The sequence below is a fragment of the Streptomyces boninensis genome, assembly GCF_048572725.1.
GTDB lineage: Bacteria > Actinomycetota > Actinomycetes > Streptomycetales > Streptomycetaceae > Streptomyces > Streptomyces boninensis.
On record NZ_CP183837.1, the window covers coordinates 2,661,093 to 2,677,193 of the forward strand.

Annotated in this window: 13 protein-coding genes, 1 pseudogene and 1 riboswitch; of the genes and pseudogenes, 7 read left to right on the forward strand and 7 right to left on the reverse strand. The window is 73.7% G+C overall.

The annotated features are described in order from the left end of the window. Window positions 1–85: 85 nt before the first annotated feature. The 6 genes and pseudogenes from ACNNMR_RS12005 to ACNNMR_RS12030 form a co-directional block, all read right to left on the reverse strand. A pseudogene (locus ACNNMR_RS12005) lies at window positions 86–1,795 on the reverse strand (ATP-binding cassette domain-containing protein); the annotation flags it as partial. Further along, on the reverse strand, window positions 1,792–3,609 hold the full coding sequence (locus ACNNMR_RS12010) for an ABC transporter transmembrane domain-containing protein (protein ID WP_419994559.1): 1,818 nt from the start codon (window positions 3,607–3,609) through the stop codon (window positions 1,792–1,794). The pseudogene ACNNMR_RS12005 and the gene ACNNMR_RS12010, both read right to left, overlap by 4 nt. Before the next feature lie 10 nt (window positions 3,610–3,619). After that, a complete protein-coding gene (locus tag ACNNMR_RS12015; RefSeq protein WP_419994560.1) occupies window positions 3,620–3,742 on the reverse strand; it encodes a SapB/AmfS family lanthipeptide in 123 nt (40 codons plus the stop codon). Window positions 3,743–3,778: 36 nt separating this feature from the next. Continuing rightward, the gene (lanKC, locus tag ACNNMR_RS12020) at window positions 3,779–6,400 is read right to left on the reverse strand and encodes a class III lanthionine synthetase LanKC (protein WP_419994561.1); all 2,622 of its coding nucleotides are present in this window, start codon (window positions 6,398–6,400) and stop codon (window positions 3,779–3,781) included. Between the two features lie 118 nt (window positions 6,401–6,518). Further along, the gene (locus tag ACNNMR_RS12025; protein ID WP_419994562.1) at window positions 6,519–6,752 is read right to left on the reverse strand and encodes a ferredoxin; all 234 of its coding nucleotides are present in this window, start codon (window positions 6,750–6,752) and stop codon (window positions 6,519–6,521) included. Between the two features lie 5 nt (window positions 6,753–6,757). Further along, window positions 6,758–8,209, reverse strand: coding sequence for an aldehyde dehydrogenase (locus ACNNMR_RS12030; protein ID WP_419994563.1), 1,452 nt, complete (start codon window positions 8,207–8,209; stop codon window positions 6,758–6,760). A gap of 111 nt (window positions 8,210–8,320) precedes the next feature. Between ACNNMR_RS12030 and ACNNMR_RS12035 the strand changes: the two genes are divergently transcribed. Continuing rightward, window positions 8,321–9,331 (forward strand): MBL fold metallo-hydrolase, encoded by a 1,011-nt coding sequence (locus ACNNMR_RS12035; RefSeq protein ID WP_419994564.1) that lies wholly within the window; start codon window positions 8,321–8,323, stop codon window positions 9,329–9,331. 23 nt (window positions 9,332–9,354) lie between these two features. Next, window positions 9,355–9,876, forward strand: coding sequence for a GNAT family N-acetyltransferase (locus ACNNMR_RS12040; RefSeq protein ID WP_419994565.1), 522 nt, complete (start codon window positions 9,355–9,357; stop codon window positions 9,874–9,876). Here ACNNMR_RS12040 and ACNNMR_RS12045 read toward each other — a convergent pair. Next, window positions 9,781–10,200, reverse strand: coding sequence for a GNAT family N-acetyltransferase (locus ACNNMR_RS12045; RefSeq protein WP_419994566.1), 420 nt, complete (start codon window positions 10,198–10,200; stop codon window positions 9,781–9,783). The genes ACNNMR_RS12040 and ACNNMR_RS12045 overlap by 96 nt on opposite strands. Window positions 10,201–10,232: 32 nt before the next feature. Then, window positions 10,233–10,340: riboswitch (cobalamin riboswitch) on the forward strand. Between the two features lie 110 nt (window positions 10,341–10,450). Between ACNNMR_RS12045 and ACNNMR_RS12050 the strand changes: the two genes are divergently transcribed. From ACNNMR_RS12050 to ACNNMR_RS12070, 5 genes are read left to right on the forward strand one after another with little or no spacing between them, the layout of a single operon-like run. After that, window positions 10,451–11,641 carry a hypothetical protein gene (locus ACNNMR_RS12050; protein ID WP_419994567.1) on the forward strand — a complete coding sequence of 397 codons (1,191 nt, stop codon included), beginning with the start codon at window positions 10,451–10,453 and terminating at the stop codon, window positions 11,639–11,641. Further along, window positions 11,638–12,273, forward strand: a complete 636-nt coding sequence (locus ACNNMR_RS12055) for an SCO2322 family protein (protein ID WP_419994568.1) — start codon at window positions 11,638–11,640, stop codon at window positions 12,271–12,273. The genes ACNNMR_RS12050 and ACNNMR_RS12055 overlap by 4 nt, the downstream gene beginning before the upstream one ends. Before the next feature lie 44 nt (window positions 12,274–12,317). Then, window positions 12,318–13,550 carry a CbiQ family ECF transporter T component gene (locus ACNNMR_RS12060; RefSeq protein WP_419994569.1) on the forward strand — a complete coding sequence of 411 codons (1,233 nt, stop codon included), beginning with the start codon at window positions 12,318–12,320 and terminating at the stop codon, window positions 13,548–13,550. Then, on the forward strand, window positions 13,547–15,244 hold the full coding sequence (locus ACNNMR_RS12065; protein WP_419994570.1) for an ABC transporter ATP-binding protein: 1,698 nt from the start codon (window positions 13,547–13,549) through the stop codon (window positions 15,242–15,244). The genes ACNNMR_RS12060 and ACNNMR_RS12065 overlap by 4 nt, the downstream gene beginning before the upstream one ends. Continuing rightward, entirely contained in the window at window positions 15,241–16,101 is an 861-nt protein-coding gene (locus tag ACNNMR_RS12070; RefSeq protein ID WP_419994571.1) for an ECF transporter S component, read from the forward strand. Before ACNNMR_RS12065 ends, ACNNMR_RS12070 begins: the two co-directional genes overlap by 4 nt.

Consider the following 16,101-nt stretch of genomic DNA (forward strand, 5'->3'; position numbering starts at 1 on the left):
CGGCGGCCGGATCGAGGTGGCAGGCGGCCTCGTCGAGCAGGAGGAGCGGAGCGGGGGCGGCGTGCGCGCGGGCCAGCGCGATGAGCTGGCGCTCGCCGGCGGAGAGGGGGCCGGGGCGGAGGACGGCGTCGAGCCCGCCGAGCCGCGCGACAAGGTCGGCGGCGCCGACGGCCGTGCAGGAGGCGAGGAGTTCGGGGTCGGGGGGCGGGGTGGGGTGGTGGTAGGAGAGGTTGTCGCGGAGGGTGGCGGTGAAGACGTAGGCCTCCTGCGGTACGAGGACGCGCCGGCGCGCGAGGCGGGCGGGGTCGGGGGCCGGGGTGGGGGCGGTGGTGCGCGCGGTGCCGGGGACCGCTTGCCCGGCGAGGAGGACCGTGCCGCGGTCCGGGGTCAGGGTTCCGGCGATGAGGGCGGCGAGGGTGGACTTTCCGATGCCGCTGGGGCCGACGATGGCCAGCCGGCCGCCCGTTGGGACGTCGAGGGAGAAGTCCCGCAGCACGGGTTCGGCGGCGGCGCCGTAGGCGAAGGTGACGCGCTGCAGGCGGATGGCGGGGGCAGGCCCGCCGCGGTGGGCCGGGGCCGGGGCGTGGTCGCTCGCCCCGGGATGCGCCCCCGCCCGGGCTGCGCGGCGGTCGGCGGAGGGGGCAGGTGAGGTGAGCGGCTGCCGCAACCGGCGCTCCGCTCCGTGCGGGGGAGGCCCCGCAGCCGTCCCGTCCGCATCGGCGTCCGCGGCAGGCGAAGGGCGGGCCGGCCTCGCCGCACCAACCGTGCCCGCGTTCGCGACGGGCGACGGCCCGGCCTCCGCGCCCGCGTTCGCGTTCGCGGCAGGCGACGGCGCGGTCCCCGCCGTCAGGCGGCGCAGGACCACCGCCAGCCTGGATCCCGCCGCGCCGAAGCCCTGCATCAGGGCGGTAAGTGCCGGGAGCAGGGACTGCGTTACGTAGGCGATGGCGGCTGCCAGCGCGCCGGGGGTGGCGCCGTGGCCGAGGAGCCACGGTGCGGTGAGCAGCAGCAGGATCAGCGGCAGCCAGCCCGCCACCGCCAGCGCCAGCACCCGCAGCGTGCCCCAGCGGGCCGCCGACTCCGCCGCCCGGGTCTCCGCCGCGATCCCCGCCGCGGCATCGCGTTCCGCCCACGCCTCCGCGCCCGCCGCGGTGACGTCGCGCAAACCGTCGACCAGCGCGCCGAGTTCCGCCGCCACCCGCTCGTCCGCCGCCAGGAACGCCTCCTGCCGCCTGGCCAGCGGCCGCAGCGTCGCCAGGAAGAGGCCGAGCCCCGCGGCCAGCGGCGGTACGACCACGAGCAGCAGCACCGGTGCCAGCGACGCCAGCCCGACCAGGGCTCCGGCCGCCGTGAACACGAACGACCTGGCCACCGTCACCACGCCGGCGAACGTGTCCCGCGCGATCTCCACCTGGTGCGTCAGCCGGGACACGGCGCCCGGGTCGGCGGTGCCGAGCGCCCGCCCGACCACGCGCCGCACCAGCGCGTCGCGCAGCGGCTCGACCAACCCGGCGACGGCGTGGAAGGCGCGCCCGGTGCCGTACGCCCCGGCGATCGCGGCGACCGCGGCGGCGGCGAGCCATGCGAGGCCGGTGGCGGGCTGCCGGGCCAGGAATCCGTCGTCGAGCGCCCGCGCCAGCGCGTATCCGAAGAGAAAGGTCTGCCCGCCCTCCAGCGCCGACCACCCGGCCAGCCGGAGGAGGACGCGCGGGCGGCGGCGCAGAAAGCGAAGGCCCTGCGGGAGCAGGCCGCCGCCTGTTCCGGCTGCCGTTCCGCCGCCCGCCCGCGCGCTCATCCGCCGAACACCTCCCGGTACCCGCCGCGTTGCCACAGTTCCGCGTGGGGGCCCACGGCCTGCACCCGGCCGCCGTCCAACCAGACCACCAGGTCCGCCGCCGCGGCCGTCTCGGCCCGGTGCGTGGTCACCAGGCGCGTCGCGCCGCCGCGCGCCGTACGGAGGGCCTCGCGGATCTCCGCCTCCGTCACCGCGTCCAGGCTGGACAGGGCGTCGTCGAGGATCAGCAGCCGGGCCCGGGTGCGGGTGAAGGCGCGGGCCAGGCCGAGGCGTTGGCGCTCGCCACCGGAGAGCGGGAGCGCGGCGCACTGCGTGCCGTATCCATGCGGCAGCCGAGCGATGAACGCCTCCGCCCGCGCAGCCCGCGCCGCGGCCCGCACGACCGCCGGCTCACGTACGCGCTCCGCCACCCGCCCGCCGCCATCCGTCCGCGAGATTCCTCCTGCTAGCAGGCCGCCTTCCTCCGGCAAGGCGCCACCGGACCCCATCACCCCACCCAAAGCGATCGTCCCCTCCACCGTCCCGCCCAGCAGCACCGGGCGTTCGAAGGCGTACGTCACCGCCTCCCGTAGCTTTTCCCGGCTCAGCTCCGTCAGTGGCACCGCGTCCAGCAGCACGGTGCCCGTGTCCGGCTCCAGCAGTCTTCCGGCGGTGGCGGCCAGGGCCGATTTGCCGCTGCCCGAGCGGCCGACGATCGCGACCGCCGCGCCGCCGGGCACCGTCAGGTCCACGTCCCGCAGCACCGCGCGGCCGTCGAGGCGCACCGTCACCCCGCGGAAGTCCAGCGTCCCGGAGCCGTCCGGCAGGGACCGGCTCCCGTACCCGGGCACCGGCAGCCGCGAAGGCTCCGCCAGTCGGCCCGCCGCCGCGCGCGCCCGCGCGAGCGCGCTGAGCTGTCCGGTGAGGGAGCCGATCCCGGCGGCGAGGACCGCGTAGCGCCAGCAGGCCAGCAGCTCGCCGACGCTCAGCGCGCCGTCCGCCACCCGCAGTCCCGCCACCGCGAGCACCGCCAGCTCCAGCAGCGGCAGCAGCGCGGCGGCCTGGGCGGTGGAGCGGGCGTTGACCCGCCACATGCGCAGGCCCGCGTGCGCGAGGTCGGGGAGCGGGGCGAGGATGCGGGCGGCCTCGCGGGCGTGGGTGCCGGCCGCGTCGATGGTGCGGGCGCCGGCGACGGCCTCCCTCAGCCGCGCCGCGACGTCGCCCTGGACCTCGAGGTAGCGGGCGGCGCTGTCGCCTGTCTCCCTTATGAAAACCCTTAGCAGAAGGGCCAGTACGGGCAGCCCCGCCGCGAAGACCAGCGCCGTCCGCCAGTCGATCACGACCAGCGCCACCAAGCCGCCGAGCGGCGCCAGCACCGCGGCCGCCGTCCCCGCGACCGCCGCCGGCGCGGTGCCCGCCTGCGCGGCGCCGCCGACCAGCCGCGCCACCAGGTCGCCCGCCGGGAACCGGCGCGTGGCGACGGGCCCGGCGGCCAGCAGCCGGCGCAGCAGACCGGTGCGCAGCCAGGCGGTGGTACGGGCGTTCGCGGTGCCGGTGAGCAGCCCCTCGGCGGCCTCCACCGCGGCCGCGAGCGCGATCAGCCCGGCGCACAGCAGCAGCGGCCCCGCGGAAGCGCGCCCGGCGAGCACCCGGTCGAGGGCGCTGCCGAGCGCCGCGGGCAGGGCGAGGGCGGCTCCGGCGCCGAGCACCGAGCACAGCGCGATGCCCGCGGCTCCGCCGAGCCGCGCCCGTATCGCCGCCCGCAGCAGCGCACGCGCCGGCCCCGGGCGGCCGGTGGCTGCGCCCGGGGCCTTGTCGTCAGCGGTGACGCTCACGCGCTACCGGTCAGAGACACAGGATGTTGCTGTGGGAGCTGTGCTTGTCGCAAAGCAGCAGGCTGACGTTGCTGCCGCCGCCGCCACCGGTCGTCTCCGGCGTCTCCAGAATCTGCAGGTCGAGAAGTGTCATGACGGTGTCCCTTCGTTCGGTTGAGAGCGGTTTTCCTTACGACCCCGTCCGGAGACGGGGCCGGTCCTGGGGCCCCCGCGGCGCGCGCGGTGGCGGGAGGAAGGGCAGCTGGGCCCGGTCGGCCGTGCCGGCACCGCCGTACGCCGCGCCGAGCGCGAGCAGACAGCCGGCGGTGCCGGTGGCCAGGTCCATGGACAGCCGCATCATCTGGTCGCCGGGGACGGCGAGGCCGCCGCCGTACGGCATCGCGTACCAGCCGAGCGCCTCGGCCTGCGCCCGCAGCCGGGCGGGCGGGGCGCCGGTGCGGGCGAGGTGCAGCACCATGCCGGCGCGGCCGTTGAAGAGGCCCGGCTGGGCGTAGTAGCGCCCGCACGCGGCGGGCAGGATCGCCGCCCGCGCGGACCCGAAGTCCGCGAACTCCCGGTGCGACACCGCGAGGAAGTCGTCGAGCACCATCGCCACCCCGGCGCTGCCCTCGCCCACGTACGGCAGCGTGCGGTCGCCCGCGTCGACGTGCAGCGCCCCGCTCCGGTCCGGTACGAGCCGGTCGAGGTCGCGGCGCAGCGCGCTCTCGGCGAGGTCGAGCAGTCCGGTGTCACCGGTGCGCTCGTGCAGCCGCAGGTACAGCAGCGCGGCGCCGCTGCCGCCGTACAGCAGCCCGGCCGGGCCGCCGGGCTGCTCGCGCGACCTGTCCGCGAGCAGCTCGGCCGCCCGTAACGCCTCCGCCTCCAGCCCGAAGTGGCCGAGGACCAGGCCGAGTCCGGCGAGGCCGCCATGCAGGGAGGGGCCCAGCCGCTCCCACTTCTCTTCGAGCAGCCGGCCCAGCGCCTTCCGCGCGGGCTCCCGGTGGCCGAGGAGGTCGAGTACGTACGCGGCGCCTGCCTGCCCGTCGTAGAGCCCGGGCGGGGTGCCCTCCGGCGGCGCGGCGGCGTGGTCGAGCAGCCACTCCTCGCCCTCCGGGTGCCGGGTGCCGGTGGCGCGCAGGGCGTACAGGACGCCGGCCGCGCCGTGCGCGATGCCGAGCCCGCCGCCGTCGCCGAACTGCGCGATGTCGCCCGGGTAGAGCCGGTCGTCGCGCTCGGGTGTGGCGGCGGCGAGGATCGCGGCGGTCATGGCGTCGCGCGCGGCGGGCCACCCGGCGGGGCTTGTCGGCAGCGGCACGGGCAGATACCGGCGACGCCGCCGCCCGGCAGGCCGCGCCCGCTCGCCCGGCCGCCCTTCGGCGCCGTGTCCCTCGCCGCCCCGCCCCTCGATGACGCGCACCGCCTCCTCGAAGAACTCCCCCGGCACATCGGGGAACTGCTCCGTCGCCACCTCCGCCAGATGCGCCGCCTTCGCCCGGTCCACCGCCAGCAGCGACGTCATCGGCACGAACAGCGCGATCCGCAGACACGCCAGCGCATACCGGTCCACGGCGAAGCCGCGCAGCCCGGACGGCGCGATAAAGCCCGGGTGCGCCATCGCCTGCCGCCGCTCCTCGCTCGCGTCCGCGGCCGCCTCGAAGTCCAGCAGCCGTACGGCCTCCTCGTCGGGCGCCACCATGATGTTGAACAGGTGCAGGTCATTGAAGGCGATGCCGCGCTCGTGCACCGCCGCCATCGCCTCCTCGACGAGGCCGTGCATGCGCAGCGCCCAGCGGGTGTACGCCGCGACCTCCCCCGGGTCCGGGTCGGCCGCGAGCAGCGGATGCCGCTCGGCGAAGAAGGCGTTGAGCGTCCGCCCCTCCAGGTAGTCCATCACCAGGAAGCGGTGATCTCCGAGGGTGAAGAAGTCGCGGACCCCGGGCGCCACATCGAGCCCTGCGAGCCGCTCCAGCGCCGCCCGCTCCCGCTCAAGACGGGCGACCGCGTCGGCGCCGTCGGCGGCGAGCCCGGCATGCGGGCGGGCCTCCTTGAGCACCACCTGCTCGCCGGTGCGCTCGTCGGTTCCCGCGTACACCCCACCGCCGTTGGAGAAGTGCAGCGCCCGCCGCACCCGGTACGGCACCTGGGCGAAGGTCACGGCGTTACGGGCGGCGACCTGCTCCTCCAGGAAGCCCGGCAGCGTCACCCACTCGGGCACCTGGAACGCCGGATCCCGCCGGTCCGGCACCAGCGTCCCGTCGGGCCCCTCGATCGCGGGCACCAGCGTGCCGCTGTCGTCCGTGCAGTGCCGCTTGGCGAAGGCGCCGTAGCGCACATACAGCGGCCCTTCCTGCCAGCGCAGGTCGGTGAGGACGTACGGCCCGGGCTGCCCGGCCAGCAGCGCGCCCAGCTCGCCGAGGATCTGCCGCAGCTGGGGCACGCCCGCGGGGTAAAGGGTGGCGAACTTCCCGCTGTTGGACCGGGCCGCGTACTTGGAGTTGCGCAGGTGCAGCGCCCGCCGGCCCGGCACGAACTTGAACGCGATGCGCCGCTGCACGCAGTAGTCCCACACCTCGGCGGCGATCTTCTCCGCGTTGTCCAGCGTCGCCGATACGTGGATCTTCCAGCCCTGCGCGGGCAGTTCCGCGCCCTCGGGCGTGAACTGCAGCCAGTCTCCCGCCGTGGCCCGCAGCCAGCCTTCTGGCAGCGGGCGCTCGGCCGCCTCGAAGAGGCCGCTGCTGCGCCGCGCCGCCCGGTCCGGGGTCTCGTAGAAGCACTCGTCGGCAAGGCAGAAGACCTCGTACCGCTTGTCCATGAAAGCCCCCCAAGGCCCGGCGTGGAACAAAACATTTCCACGCCGTGGGGGGACGCCGACAGTCGCAGCTGTCACCAGGTGACGCTGCGACTGTCATGTCCAAATCATGCAAAATGCATCAGTCGTCCGGCGGGAACACCGCCTCGTCCGTCCCCAGCAGCCGCACCGAAATCGCCTCCACCGGGCAGCTCTCGGCGGCCGCCAGGATGTCCTCCGAGGCGTCCGTCTCCTCCGCCACGGGGTGCGACTGCCGGGCACCGTCGAGCCGGAAGTCGTCCGGCGCCGTGCCGACGCACATCCCCGAGGCGATGCACACCCCCCGGTCCACCTCGACCCGCCAGCGGTCTCCCATACGCCTCATCCCTCCGCGGGCAGGTGGATCATCTTGTGCTCCAGGTACTCCGCGTACCCCTCGGGCCCGAACTCCCGCCCCAGGCCGGAGTTCTTGTAGCCGCCGAAGGGCCCCAGCATGTCGATGCTGAAGGTGTTCACGCTGTACGTCCCGGTGCGCACCCGCCGCGCTATCTCGATTCCGCGCTCAGTGTCGCCGGTCCATACGCTGCCGGAAAGCCCGTAGTCGGAGTCGTTGGCGATCCGCAGCGCCTCCGCCTCGTCCTCGTACGGCAGCAGGCTGATGACCGGGCCGAAGATCTCCTCGCGGGCGATCCGCATGCTGTTGCTGACGTCGCCGAAGAGCGTCGGCTCGACGTACCAGCCCTTCTCCTGCGCCTCGGGCCGGCCGCCGCCGGTGAGCACCTTGGCGCCCTCCTCCTGCCCGATGGCGATGTAGTCGAGCGACCGCTTCTGCTGCCGCTTGGCGACCAGCGGCCCGACCTCGGTCTCCGGGTCGAGCGGATCGCCGACCTTGAGCCCGGAGGCGTACGCGGCGAACCGCTCCGCGATCTCGTCGTACCGGCTGCGCGGCGCCAGGATCCGGGTCTGGGCTACGCACGCCTGCCCATTGATCATCCAGGCGAACGGCCCGATCCCCGCCACCGTCGCGTCGAGATCGGCATCCGGCAGGATGACCGCCGCGGACTTCCCGCCGAGCTCCAGCGTCACCCGGCTGAGGTTCCTGGAGGCCACCTCCATGACCCGCTTCCCGGCGGCGACGGACCCGGTGAAGGACACCTTGTCGACCCCGGGGTGCCCGACCAGGTACTCGCTCACCTCGCGGTCCGCGGGAAGGATGGAGAGCACCCCCTCCGGCAGCCCGGCCTCGGCGCAGATCTCACCGAGGATGTACGCATCCAGCGGCGTCTCGGGCGACACCTTGAGAATCGCCGAACACCCGGACAGCAGCGCGGGCGCGAGCTTGGCGGCGGCGGTGAACTGCGGCACGTTCCACGGCACCACAGCGGCGACGACGCCGACCGGCTCCCGCCGCACCATGATCGAACCGATGGCGCCCTGCCGCCGCTCCTCATAGGTGAAGTCCCGGGCGATATTGATGTTCGCGTCCCACACCATCATCGACGCGAGGCCCTGCATCATGGCGCCCGCGGTGATGGGGGTGCCGTTCTCGGTGCTGATGACCTTGCTGATCTCCTCGTACCGGACCGCGAAGGCGTCCTTGATACGGGTGACCACCTCGATCCGCTCCGCCAGCGGCCGGTCGGCCCACACGCCGGAGTCGAAGGACTTGCGGGCGGCGGCGACGGCCCGGTCCACGTCCTCCCGTGACGCGTGCGGCACTCTGCCGATGACCTCCTCCGTATGCGGGGAGACCACCTCGATGGTGTCCTGGCCCGCGGGGGCGACCAACTGGCCCCCGATATAGAGCTGCTCGTGCTCGACGAGGGCGCTCATCGATCCGCCTCCCGGGAATGAGGGTTAACCTGACGCTGTTTCAGCTAAAACTGATACCAGTTCTACTTACAGAGGGGAACCGACGTGCAGGTGCAGGCTCACGGTGGCGGAGTGTGGAGCATCCCCGTCCCGATCCCCGACAACCCGCTAGGCCACACCCTCATCTATCTCCTCGACACCGACCGCGGCCCGGTGCTGATCGACACGGGCTGGGACGACCCCGACTCCTGGGACGCGCTGGTGACGGGCCTGGCCGAGTGCGGCACCGAAGTGGCGGACCTGCACGGCGTGTTGATCACCCACCACCACCCCGACCATCACGGCCTGTCGGAGAAGGCCCGCGAGGCGTCCGGCTGCTGGGTCGCGATGCACGAGGCGGATGCGGCGGTGGTACGCCGCGGCCGCTCGGCACAGCCGGCGATCTGGATGGAGTACATGATCGGCAAGCTCACGGCGGCCGGCGCCCCGGACGAGCACATCGCGCCCCTCCGCGAGATGCTGGCGTCGGGCAAGGCCCGCGCGGTCCCCGGCCTCCGCGGCGCGCTGCCCGACCGCCACATCGAGCCGGGCGAGCTGCTCGACCTCCCGGGCCGCCGGCTGCGCACGGTGTGGACGCCGGGCCACACCCCAGGCCACGTCTGTCTGCACCTGGAAGAGGACCACCCGGCCAACCTCCCCGGCAACGGCCGCCTCTTCTCCGGCGACCACCTGCTGCCGGAAATCACCCCGCACATCGGCCTGTACGAGGACCCGGACGACACGGTCGTAACGGACCCGCTGGGCGACTACCTGGCCTCCCTGGAGCGGGTCGGCAAACTGGCCCCCGCCGAAGTCCTCCCGGCCCACCAGCACGCCTTCACCGGCGCTCCGGAGCGGGTCGCCGCGCTGCTAGCGCACCACGAGGAGCGGCTGGAGGACATCCGGCGCCTGCTGGCGGCCGAGCCGCGCACGGCCTGGGAGCTGGCGGTGGCGATGGAGTGGAACCGCCCCTGGGAGCAGATCCGCTTCGGCTCCCGCAACATCGCCGTCTCGGAAGCCGAAGCCCACGTCCGCCGCCTGGAAAAGCGCGGCCTGGCGGAGGCGGTGCCGGGCTCGGACCCGGTGCGGTACGCGGCGGTGTAGCGGCCGTTGGCATACTCCGGGCCATGGACTGGGGGCTGCGCGCCGCGCTGACGGACGACATCGAACCGATCGCGGACCTGCGCGCCGCGGTGCTGCGGCGGGACCTGGAGCGGCTGGGGCGGTACGACGAGCACCGGGTGCGGCAGCGGCTGCGGGACAACTTCTCCGCCCGGCACACGTGGGTCATCACGGTGGCCGGCGAGTTCGGCGGCTGCGTCACGCTGCGCCCGGCCGCCGACGACGGCACGCACTGGCTGGAGAACTTCTACCTGGCCCCGTTTCACCAGGGCCGCGGCCTGGGCTCGGCCGTCCTGCGCGAGCTGCTGCGGAAGACGGCCGCCACCGTACGCCTGCAGGTCCTGCAGGGCAGCCCCGCCCGCCGCCTCTACGAGCGCCACGGATTCGTCACGGAGTCCGAGGACCCCATCGACGTCTGGATGATGCGCCCGTCACATCCGATACATGCCGACCGAGTCATGCCCGGCCACATCGGCGAAGCCGAACTTCTCGTAAAGGAAGCGCGCGGGCCCGTCCGCGATCAGTGAGACATAGGCCGTCGCGGGCGCCCGCCGGTCGAGCTCCTCGGTGAGCGCGGCCATGATGCGCCTGCCCAGCCCCCGCCCCTGATGCGCCGGGTGCACGCAGATGTCGATGATCTGGAAGGCGGTCCCCCCGTCCCCGACGACCCGCCCCATGCCGATGGGCTCGCCCTCGTGGTGCAGCACCACGCCGTGCCAGGTGTTCCGCAGCCCGATCTCGACCGCCTCGGGCGCCCGGTCGGACATCCCGGCATCGGTACGCAGCCGCCGGAAGACCTCGACCGAGGGGACACCGACACGCAGCTCGTAAGGGTCCACACCATGAGTCATGTATTACACCCTAGCAAGGTGCACCCGCACCTGACCCGCAGGTAAACTCCAACCCGCCCCTCGCGGGGAAAGCCGGTGCGACTCCGGCGCTGACCCGCAACCGTAAAGCCGGAGCACCTGCTGGGGGCACTGCAGGCTCGAACCCGTCGAGGAATACGGAGCTGAGCCGGTGCCCCCGCGCCCGCGCGGAGAGTGACGGCGCCGTGTCCAGCTGCGACGCCCGCCGACCACGAAAGGCACTAACCCCGCCATGGCTCCCATACGTCGTACCGGCCTCATCGCCGCCCTCAGCGCGGCAGCGCTCTGCGTCACCCTCGCCCCCGCGGCGAGCGCCGCAGCCTCCAAGGACGGCCTCTACGGCGAAAAGGACCCCACCAACGACGGCGTCTGGCGCACCTCGATCGCCATGCTCGCGCAGCAGCGCACCGGGTACGAGCCCAGCGCCACCGCCACCCGCTGGCTCCGCGACCAGCAGTGCGACAACGGCGCCTACATGTCGTACCGCAAGGACACCGCCAAGGCCTGCGACGCGAAGAAGCTGGACACCAACGCCACCGCCGCCGCGGTCCAGGCCCTCGCCGCCACCGGCAAGAGCGGCAGCACCGTCGAGAAGGCGATCGGCTGGCTCAAGACCAGCCAGAACAAGGACGGCGGCTGGCCCTTCTACGCGGGCGCCCCCTCCGACGCCAACTCCACCGCCGTCGTCATCGGCGCCCTCACCGCCACCGGCGCCCGCCCGGCAAGCGTCGTCAAGACCGGCAAGTCCCCGTACGACGCCCTCGCCGCCCTCCGCCTCCCCTGCGACGCGAAGCCGGCCGAGAAGGGCGCGTACACCTTCCAGCCCGACAAGAACAAGAAGCTCTACGCCAACGACTACGCCACCGCCGCCGCCACCCTCGCCGGCTTCGGCTCCGGCCTCGCGGTCAACGCACCCAACGCCGACAAGCCGGTCAAGGCCCCCGACTGCGCCAAGAAGGAGGCCCCGACGGTCGCCGCCGAGGGCGCCGCCGCGTACCTGGACAAGAAGCTCGCCAAGTCCGGCCACCTCATCAGCGCGATGGACGGCAAGTCCCCGGACAACAACGCCACCGCGGTCGCCATCCTCGCCCTCGCCGCGGGCGGCCACACCGAGGCCGCGAAGAAGCCGTACGCCTGGCTGGAGAAGAACTCCGCCGCCTGGTCCAAGACCACCCCGGCCGCCCTCGGCATGCTCGTCCTGGCCGCCCAGGCCACCGGCGAGACCCCGCCCGCCAAGACGGTCGAGGCCCTGAACGCCGCGGGCCCGCAGCCCACCAAGCGCGCCACCGGCGGCGAGACGAAGGCGGACGACAGCGACGACGACGGCTCGAACACGGCCGTGATCACCGTGATCGCCGTCGGCCTCGTCGCGGGCATCGGCGGCGGCCTCCTGTTCAGCATGCGCCGAAAGCGCCAGTCATGAGGCGCGCCCTGCCGCTCCTCCTCGCGGTCCTCGCGGCCGCCCTCCTGGCCACCCCGGCCGGGGCGGCGTCCGCGTACCGCTACTGGTCCTTCTGGGAGACCGAGAAGGACACCTGGTCGTACGCCACGAAGGGCCCGGCGATCGCCCGGCCCGCCGACGGCGATGTGATCGGCTTCCGGTACGCGGTGAGCGAGGACTCGGGCTCGGCGGCGAAGCCGCGCACAAAGCCGTCCTTCGAGACGGCGTGCGCGGACACTCCGGCGGCCGACGGCAAGAAGCGTGTCGCCGTCGTGATCGACTTCGGCACCCCGAAGGACGCCGCCACGAAGACGACTCCGCCGAAGCCCCGCACGGAGTGCGCGACGCTGCCGGAGGACGGCACGGCCGCGGACGCGATTGCCACGACGGCAAAACCGCTCCGGACGGGCTCGGACGGCCTGATCTGCGCGATCGCCGGCTATCCGAAGTCGGGCTGCGCGGAAACGGTGGACACGGGCGCCGGGAAGAAGAAGCCGGCCGCCCAGGACGAGCAGGACGACTCCGGCCCGTCCGTCGGCCTCTTCGCCGGCGCCGCCGCAGTCGTCGCCCTCGCCGCGGCCACGGTCTGGCAGCTGCGCCGCCGCCGCGCATGACAGGCAAGCAGCACCCCACCCGCCCCGCCCCTGAGCCGGGCCGCATGCCTTCTGCCACGGAGGCAGACAGCCCCGGCGCGCAGCGCCGAAAAGGTCTCCGCCCACCGCAAGCCACAAGGTCAAACTCGCTCCCCGCAGGCGCCTGGTGGCTCTGGGCCCTCGCCCTGGCCACCGCCGCCACCCGCACCACCAACCCCCTCCTCCTGGGCCTCCTGATCGCCGCCGCGGGCTACGTCGTGGCGGCAAGGCGCACCGACGCCCCCTGGGCCCGCTCCTACACCGCCTTCCTGAAGCTCGGCCTCGCCGTCCTCCTCATCCGCCTCCTCTTCGCGATCGTCCTCGGCTCCCCGATCCCCGGCACTCGCACCCTCTTCACGCTCCCCGAAGTGCCCCTCCCCGACTGGGCGCAGGGCGTCCGCCTGGGCGGCAGGGTCAAGGCCGAGCAGCTCGCCTTCGCCTTCTACGACGGCCTCAAGCTGGCCACCCTCCTCATCTGCGTAGGCGCCGCGAACGCCCTCGCCAACCCGGCCCGCCTCCTCAAGTCCCTCCCGGGCGCCCTGTACGAGGCAGGCGTGGCAGTCGTCGTGGCGATGACCTTCGCCCCCAACCTCATCGCCGATGTCCAGCGCCTCCGCGCCGCCCGCCGCCTCCGCGGCCGCTCTGACCGCCGCCTCCGCGGCCTGCTCCAGGTAGGCCTCCCCGTACTGGAAGGCGCCCTGGAACGCTCCGTGACCCTGGCCGCCGCCATGGACTCCCGCGGCTACGGCCGCGCCAACCCGGTCTCCCCCGCCGTACGCCACACCACCACGGCCCTCACGCTCGGCGGCCTGCTGGCCATCTGCTGCGGCACGTACGGACTGCTGACGGCCCAAGGCGGGGCCTACGGCCTCCCCCTCCTCCTCACCGGCCTGGCCGCCGCCCTGGCCGGCCTCCGCCTCGGCGGCCGCCGCACCCTGCGCACCACCTACCGCCCGGACCGCTGGACCCCTCGCGCCTGGCTGGTCGCCGCCTCAGGCCTCCCGGCCGCGGCCCTGATGATCTACGCGGCGAGCCACGACCCCGCGGCCCTGACCCCGTCCGTGAACCCGCTGACGGCGCCCGAACTCCCCCTCCTGCCGGCAGCGGGCATCGCCCTGGCGCTCCTGCCGGCCTTCATCGCCCCCGCACCGCCGAACAGTCCCCGCCCTCCCGGGGGCCAACCCCCTTCAAGGCTATCGCCCACCCCTCCCGGCACCCCAAGTTATCCACAGGCCACCCCCGAGGAGACCCCGCAGTGATCCGCTTCGACCAGGTCTCCGTGACATACGACGGCGCGACCACCCCCGCCATCGCGGACGTCACCCTGGACGTCCCCGAGGGCGAACTGGTCCTGCTCGTCGGCCCGTCCGGCGTCGGCAAGTCCACCCTCCTCGGCTGCGTCTCAGGCCTGGTCCCGCACTTCACCGGCGGCACCCTCACCGGCACGGTCACCATCGCGGACCGCGACACCCGCACCCACCGCCCCCGCGACCTGGCCGACCTGGTCGGCACGGTCGGCCAGGACCCGGCCGCCCACTTCGTCACCGACACGGTCGAGGACGAACTCGCCTACGGCATGGAATCCCTCGGCCTCCCGCCCAACACGATGCGCCGCCGCGTAGAGGAAACCCTCGACCTCCTGGGCCTGGCCGACCTCCGCGACCGCCCGATCGCCTCCCTCTCCGGCGGCCAGCAACAGCGCGTAGCCATCGGCTCGGTCCTGACCCCCCACCCCCAGGTCCTCGTCCTGGACGAGCCGACCTCAGCCCTCGACCCAGCCGCAGCGGAAGAAGTCCTGGCCGTCCTCCAGCGCCTCGTCCACGACCTGGGCACCACGGTCCTGATGGCAGAGCACCGCCTGGAAAGGGTCGTCCAGTACGCCGACCAGGTCGTCCTCCTCCCGGGCCCCGGCGAGGCACCCATCACGGGCGCCCCGGCCGACGTCATGGCGGTCTCCCCGGTCGCACCCCCGGTGGTGACCCTGGGCAAGCTGGCCGGCTGGTCCCCCCTCCCCCTTTCCGTACGGGACGCCCGGCGCAAGGCCCAGCCGCTCCGCGACCGACTGGCGGCCGCCGGCGCAAGGGAGGGGACGGGGTGGAGCGACGCCGCCGAAAAAACCCAGACCTCGGCGGCAGCCGACCACAGCGTTTTTTCGGTGGTGTCGCGGAACCCCGTCCCCGGCCCACAGGAAGGACCCGCCGCGCAGACCAACCACCTAGCGGTCACCCGCGGCCGCACCGAAGCCCTCCGCGACGTAACCCTCACCATCCAGCCCGGCGAAACGATCGCCCTCATGGGCCGCAACGGCGCCGGCAAGTCCACCCTCCTCCGCACCCTGGTCGGCATGCACACCCCCGCCGCCGGCTCCGTACGACTCAGCGGCAGCGACACACCCCACAAGACAAAACCCGCCCAACTCCTCCGCCGCGCAGGCCTGGTCCCCCAGGACCCCCGCGACCTCCTCTACGCCGACACGGTCGCCGCCGAGTGCACCGCAGCGGACCACGACGCGAAGGCGACGCCCGGCACCTGCCGCACCCTCGTCGCCGACCTCCTCCCGAACGTCCCGGACGACATCCACCCCCGCGACCTCTCCGAGGGCCAGCGCCTCGCGCTCGCCCTCGCCGTCATCCTCACGGCAAGCCCCCCACTCCTCCTCCTCGACGAGCCCACCCGCGGCCTCGACTACGCCGCCAAGTCCCGCCTCACCACCATCCTCCGCACGCTCGCGGCCGAAGGCCACGCCATCGTCCTGGCCACCCACGACGTAGAACTCGCCGCCGAACTCGCCCACCGCGTCGTGATCCTCGCCGAGGGCGAGGTAGTAGCAGACGGCCCGACCACCGAGGTCGTGGTCTCGTCCCCCGCCTTCGCCCCCCAGGTGTCAAAGATCCTCAACCCCCTCCCCTGGCTGACGGTGCCGCAGGTCGCCCGCGCACTGGAGGCGGCATGAGCTGGGCGAAGACCACCCAAGCCAAACCCGTCCGCCTGGGCCCCCGCGCAGCCACCGCCCTGGCCCTCGTCTCAGCCATCGGCATAGCCGCCTTCACCTGGCCCCTCTTCGCCTCCCCCGACTCCAGCCTGGTCAAGGCGCACTCCCAGGACGCCCCCTGGCTCTTCGCCGCCCTCCTCCCCCTCCTCCTCGCAGTAGCCGTAGCCGTCATCGGCGACTCGGGCCTGGACGCAAAAGCCATCGCCATGATCGGCGTAGTAGCGGCAGCAGGAGCGGCCCTCCGCCCGCTCGGCGCAGGCACGGCCGGCATCGAGCCGATGTTCTTCCTCATCGTCCTGGCCGGCCGAGTCCTCGGCCCGGGCTTCGGCTTCGTGCTCGGCTCGGTCACGATGTTCGCCTCCGCGCTGCTCACCGGCGGCGTCGGCCCGTGGCTGCCTTTCCAAATGCTGGGCATGGGCTGGGTAGCGATGGGCGCGGGCCTGCTCCCCGGCGCGGACCGCCTCCGCGGGCGCCGCGAGCTCATCCTCCTTGCCTCATACGGAGCAATTTCCGCGATTACTTATGGGACGATCCTGAATCTCCAGGGCTGGCCATACCTTGGCGGAATGTCGACGAACATTAGTTTCGTTCCCGGCGACCCACTCGCCGATAATCTGGGCCGCTTCATCGCCTACTGCCTGGCTACTTCCCTGGGTTGGGACCTGCCAAGGGCCCTGGTCACCGCGATCCTCGCGCTCACTCTCGGTACACCCGTGCTCAAAGCCCTCCGCCGCGCAACCCGCCGAGCAGCCTTTTCCGCCCCCGTCAATTTCACAAAACCCAACTCACCTCTCCCCAGGCGGGGATCTCACATCTGA

Excerpts from the sequence above, each read along its gene's own strand:
- ACNNMR_RS12015 (WP_419994560.1), bottom strand. The coding sequence starts at position 3,742 with ATGACACTTCTCGACCTGCAGATTCTGGAGACGCCGGAGACGACCGGT.
- ACNNMR_RS12060 (WP_419994569.1), top strand. The coding sequence starts at position 12,318 with ATGCCTTCTGCCACGGAGGCAGACAGCCCCGGCGCGCAGCGCCGAAAA.
- ACNNMR_RS12055 (WP_419994568.1), top strand. The coding sequence starts at position 11,638 with ATGAGGCGCGCCCTGCCGCTCCTCCTCGCGGTCCTCGCGGCCGCCCTC.
- ACNNMR_RS12070 (WP_419994571.1), top strand. The coding sequence starts at position 15,241 with ATGAGCTGGGCGAAGACCACCCAAGCCAAACCCGTCCGCCTGGGCCCC.
- ACNNMR_RS12030 (WP_419994563.1), bottom strand. The coding sequence starts at position 8,209 with ATGAGCGCCCTCGTCGAGCACGAGCAGCTCTATATCGGGGGCCAGTTG.
- lanKC (WP_419994561.1), bottom strand. The coding sequence starts at position 6,400 with ATGGACAAGCGGTACGAGGTCTTCTGCCTTGCCGACGAGTGCTTCTAC.
- ACNNMR_RS12040 (WP_419994565.1), top strand. The coding sequence starts at position 9,355 with ATGGACTGGGGGCTGCGCGCCGCGCTGACGGACGACATCGAACCGATC.
- ACNNMR_RS12050 (WP_419994567.1), top strand. The coding sequence starts at position 10,451 with ATGGCTCCCATACGTCGTACCGGCCTCATCGCCGCCCTCAGCGCGGCA.
- ACNNMR_RS12045 (WP_419994566.1), bottom strand. The coding sequence starts at position 10,200 with ATGACTCATGGTGTGGACCCTTACGAGCTGCGTGTCGGTGTCCCCTCG.
- ACNNMR_RS12025 (WP_419994562.1), bottom strand. The coding sequence starts at position 6,752 with ATGGGAGACCGCTGGCGGGTCGAGGTGGACCGGGGGGTGTGCATCGCC.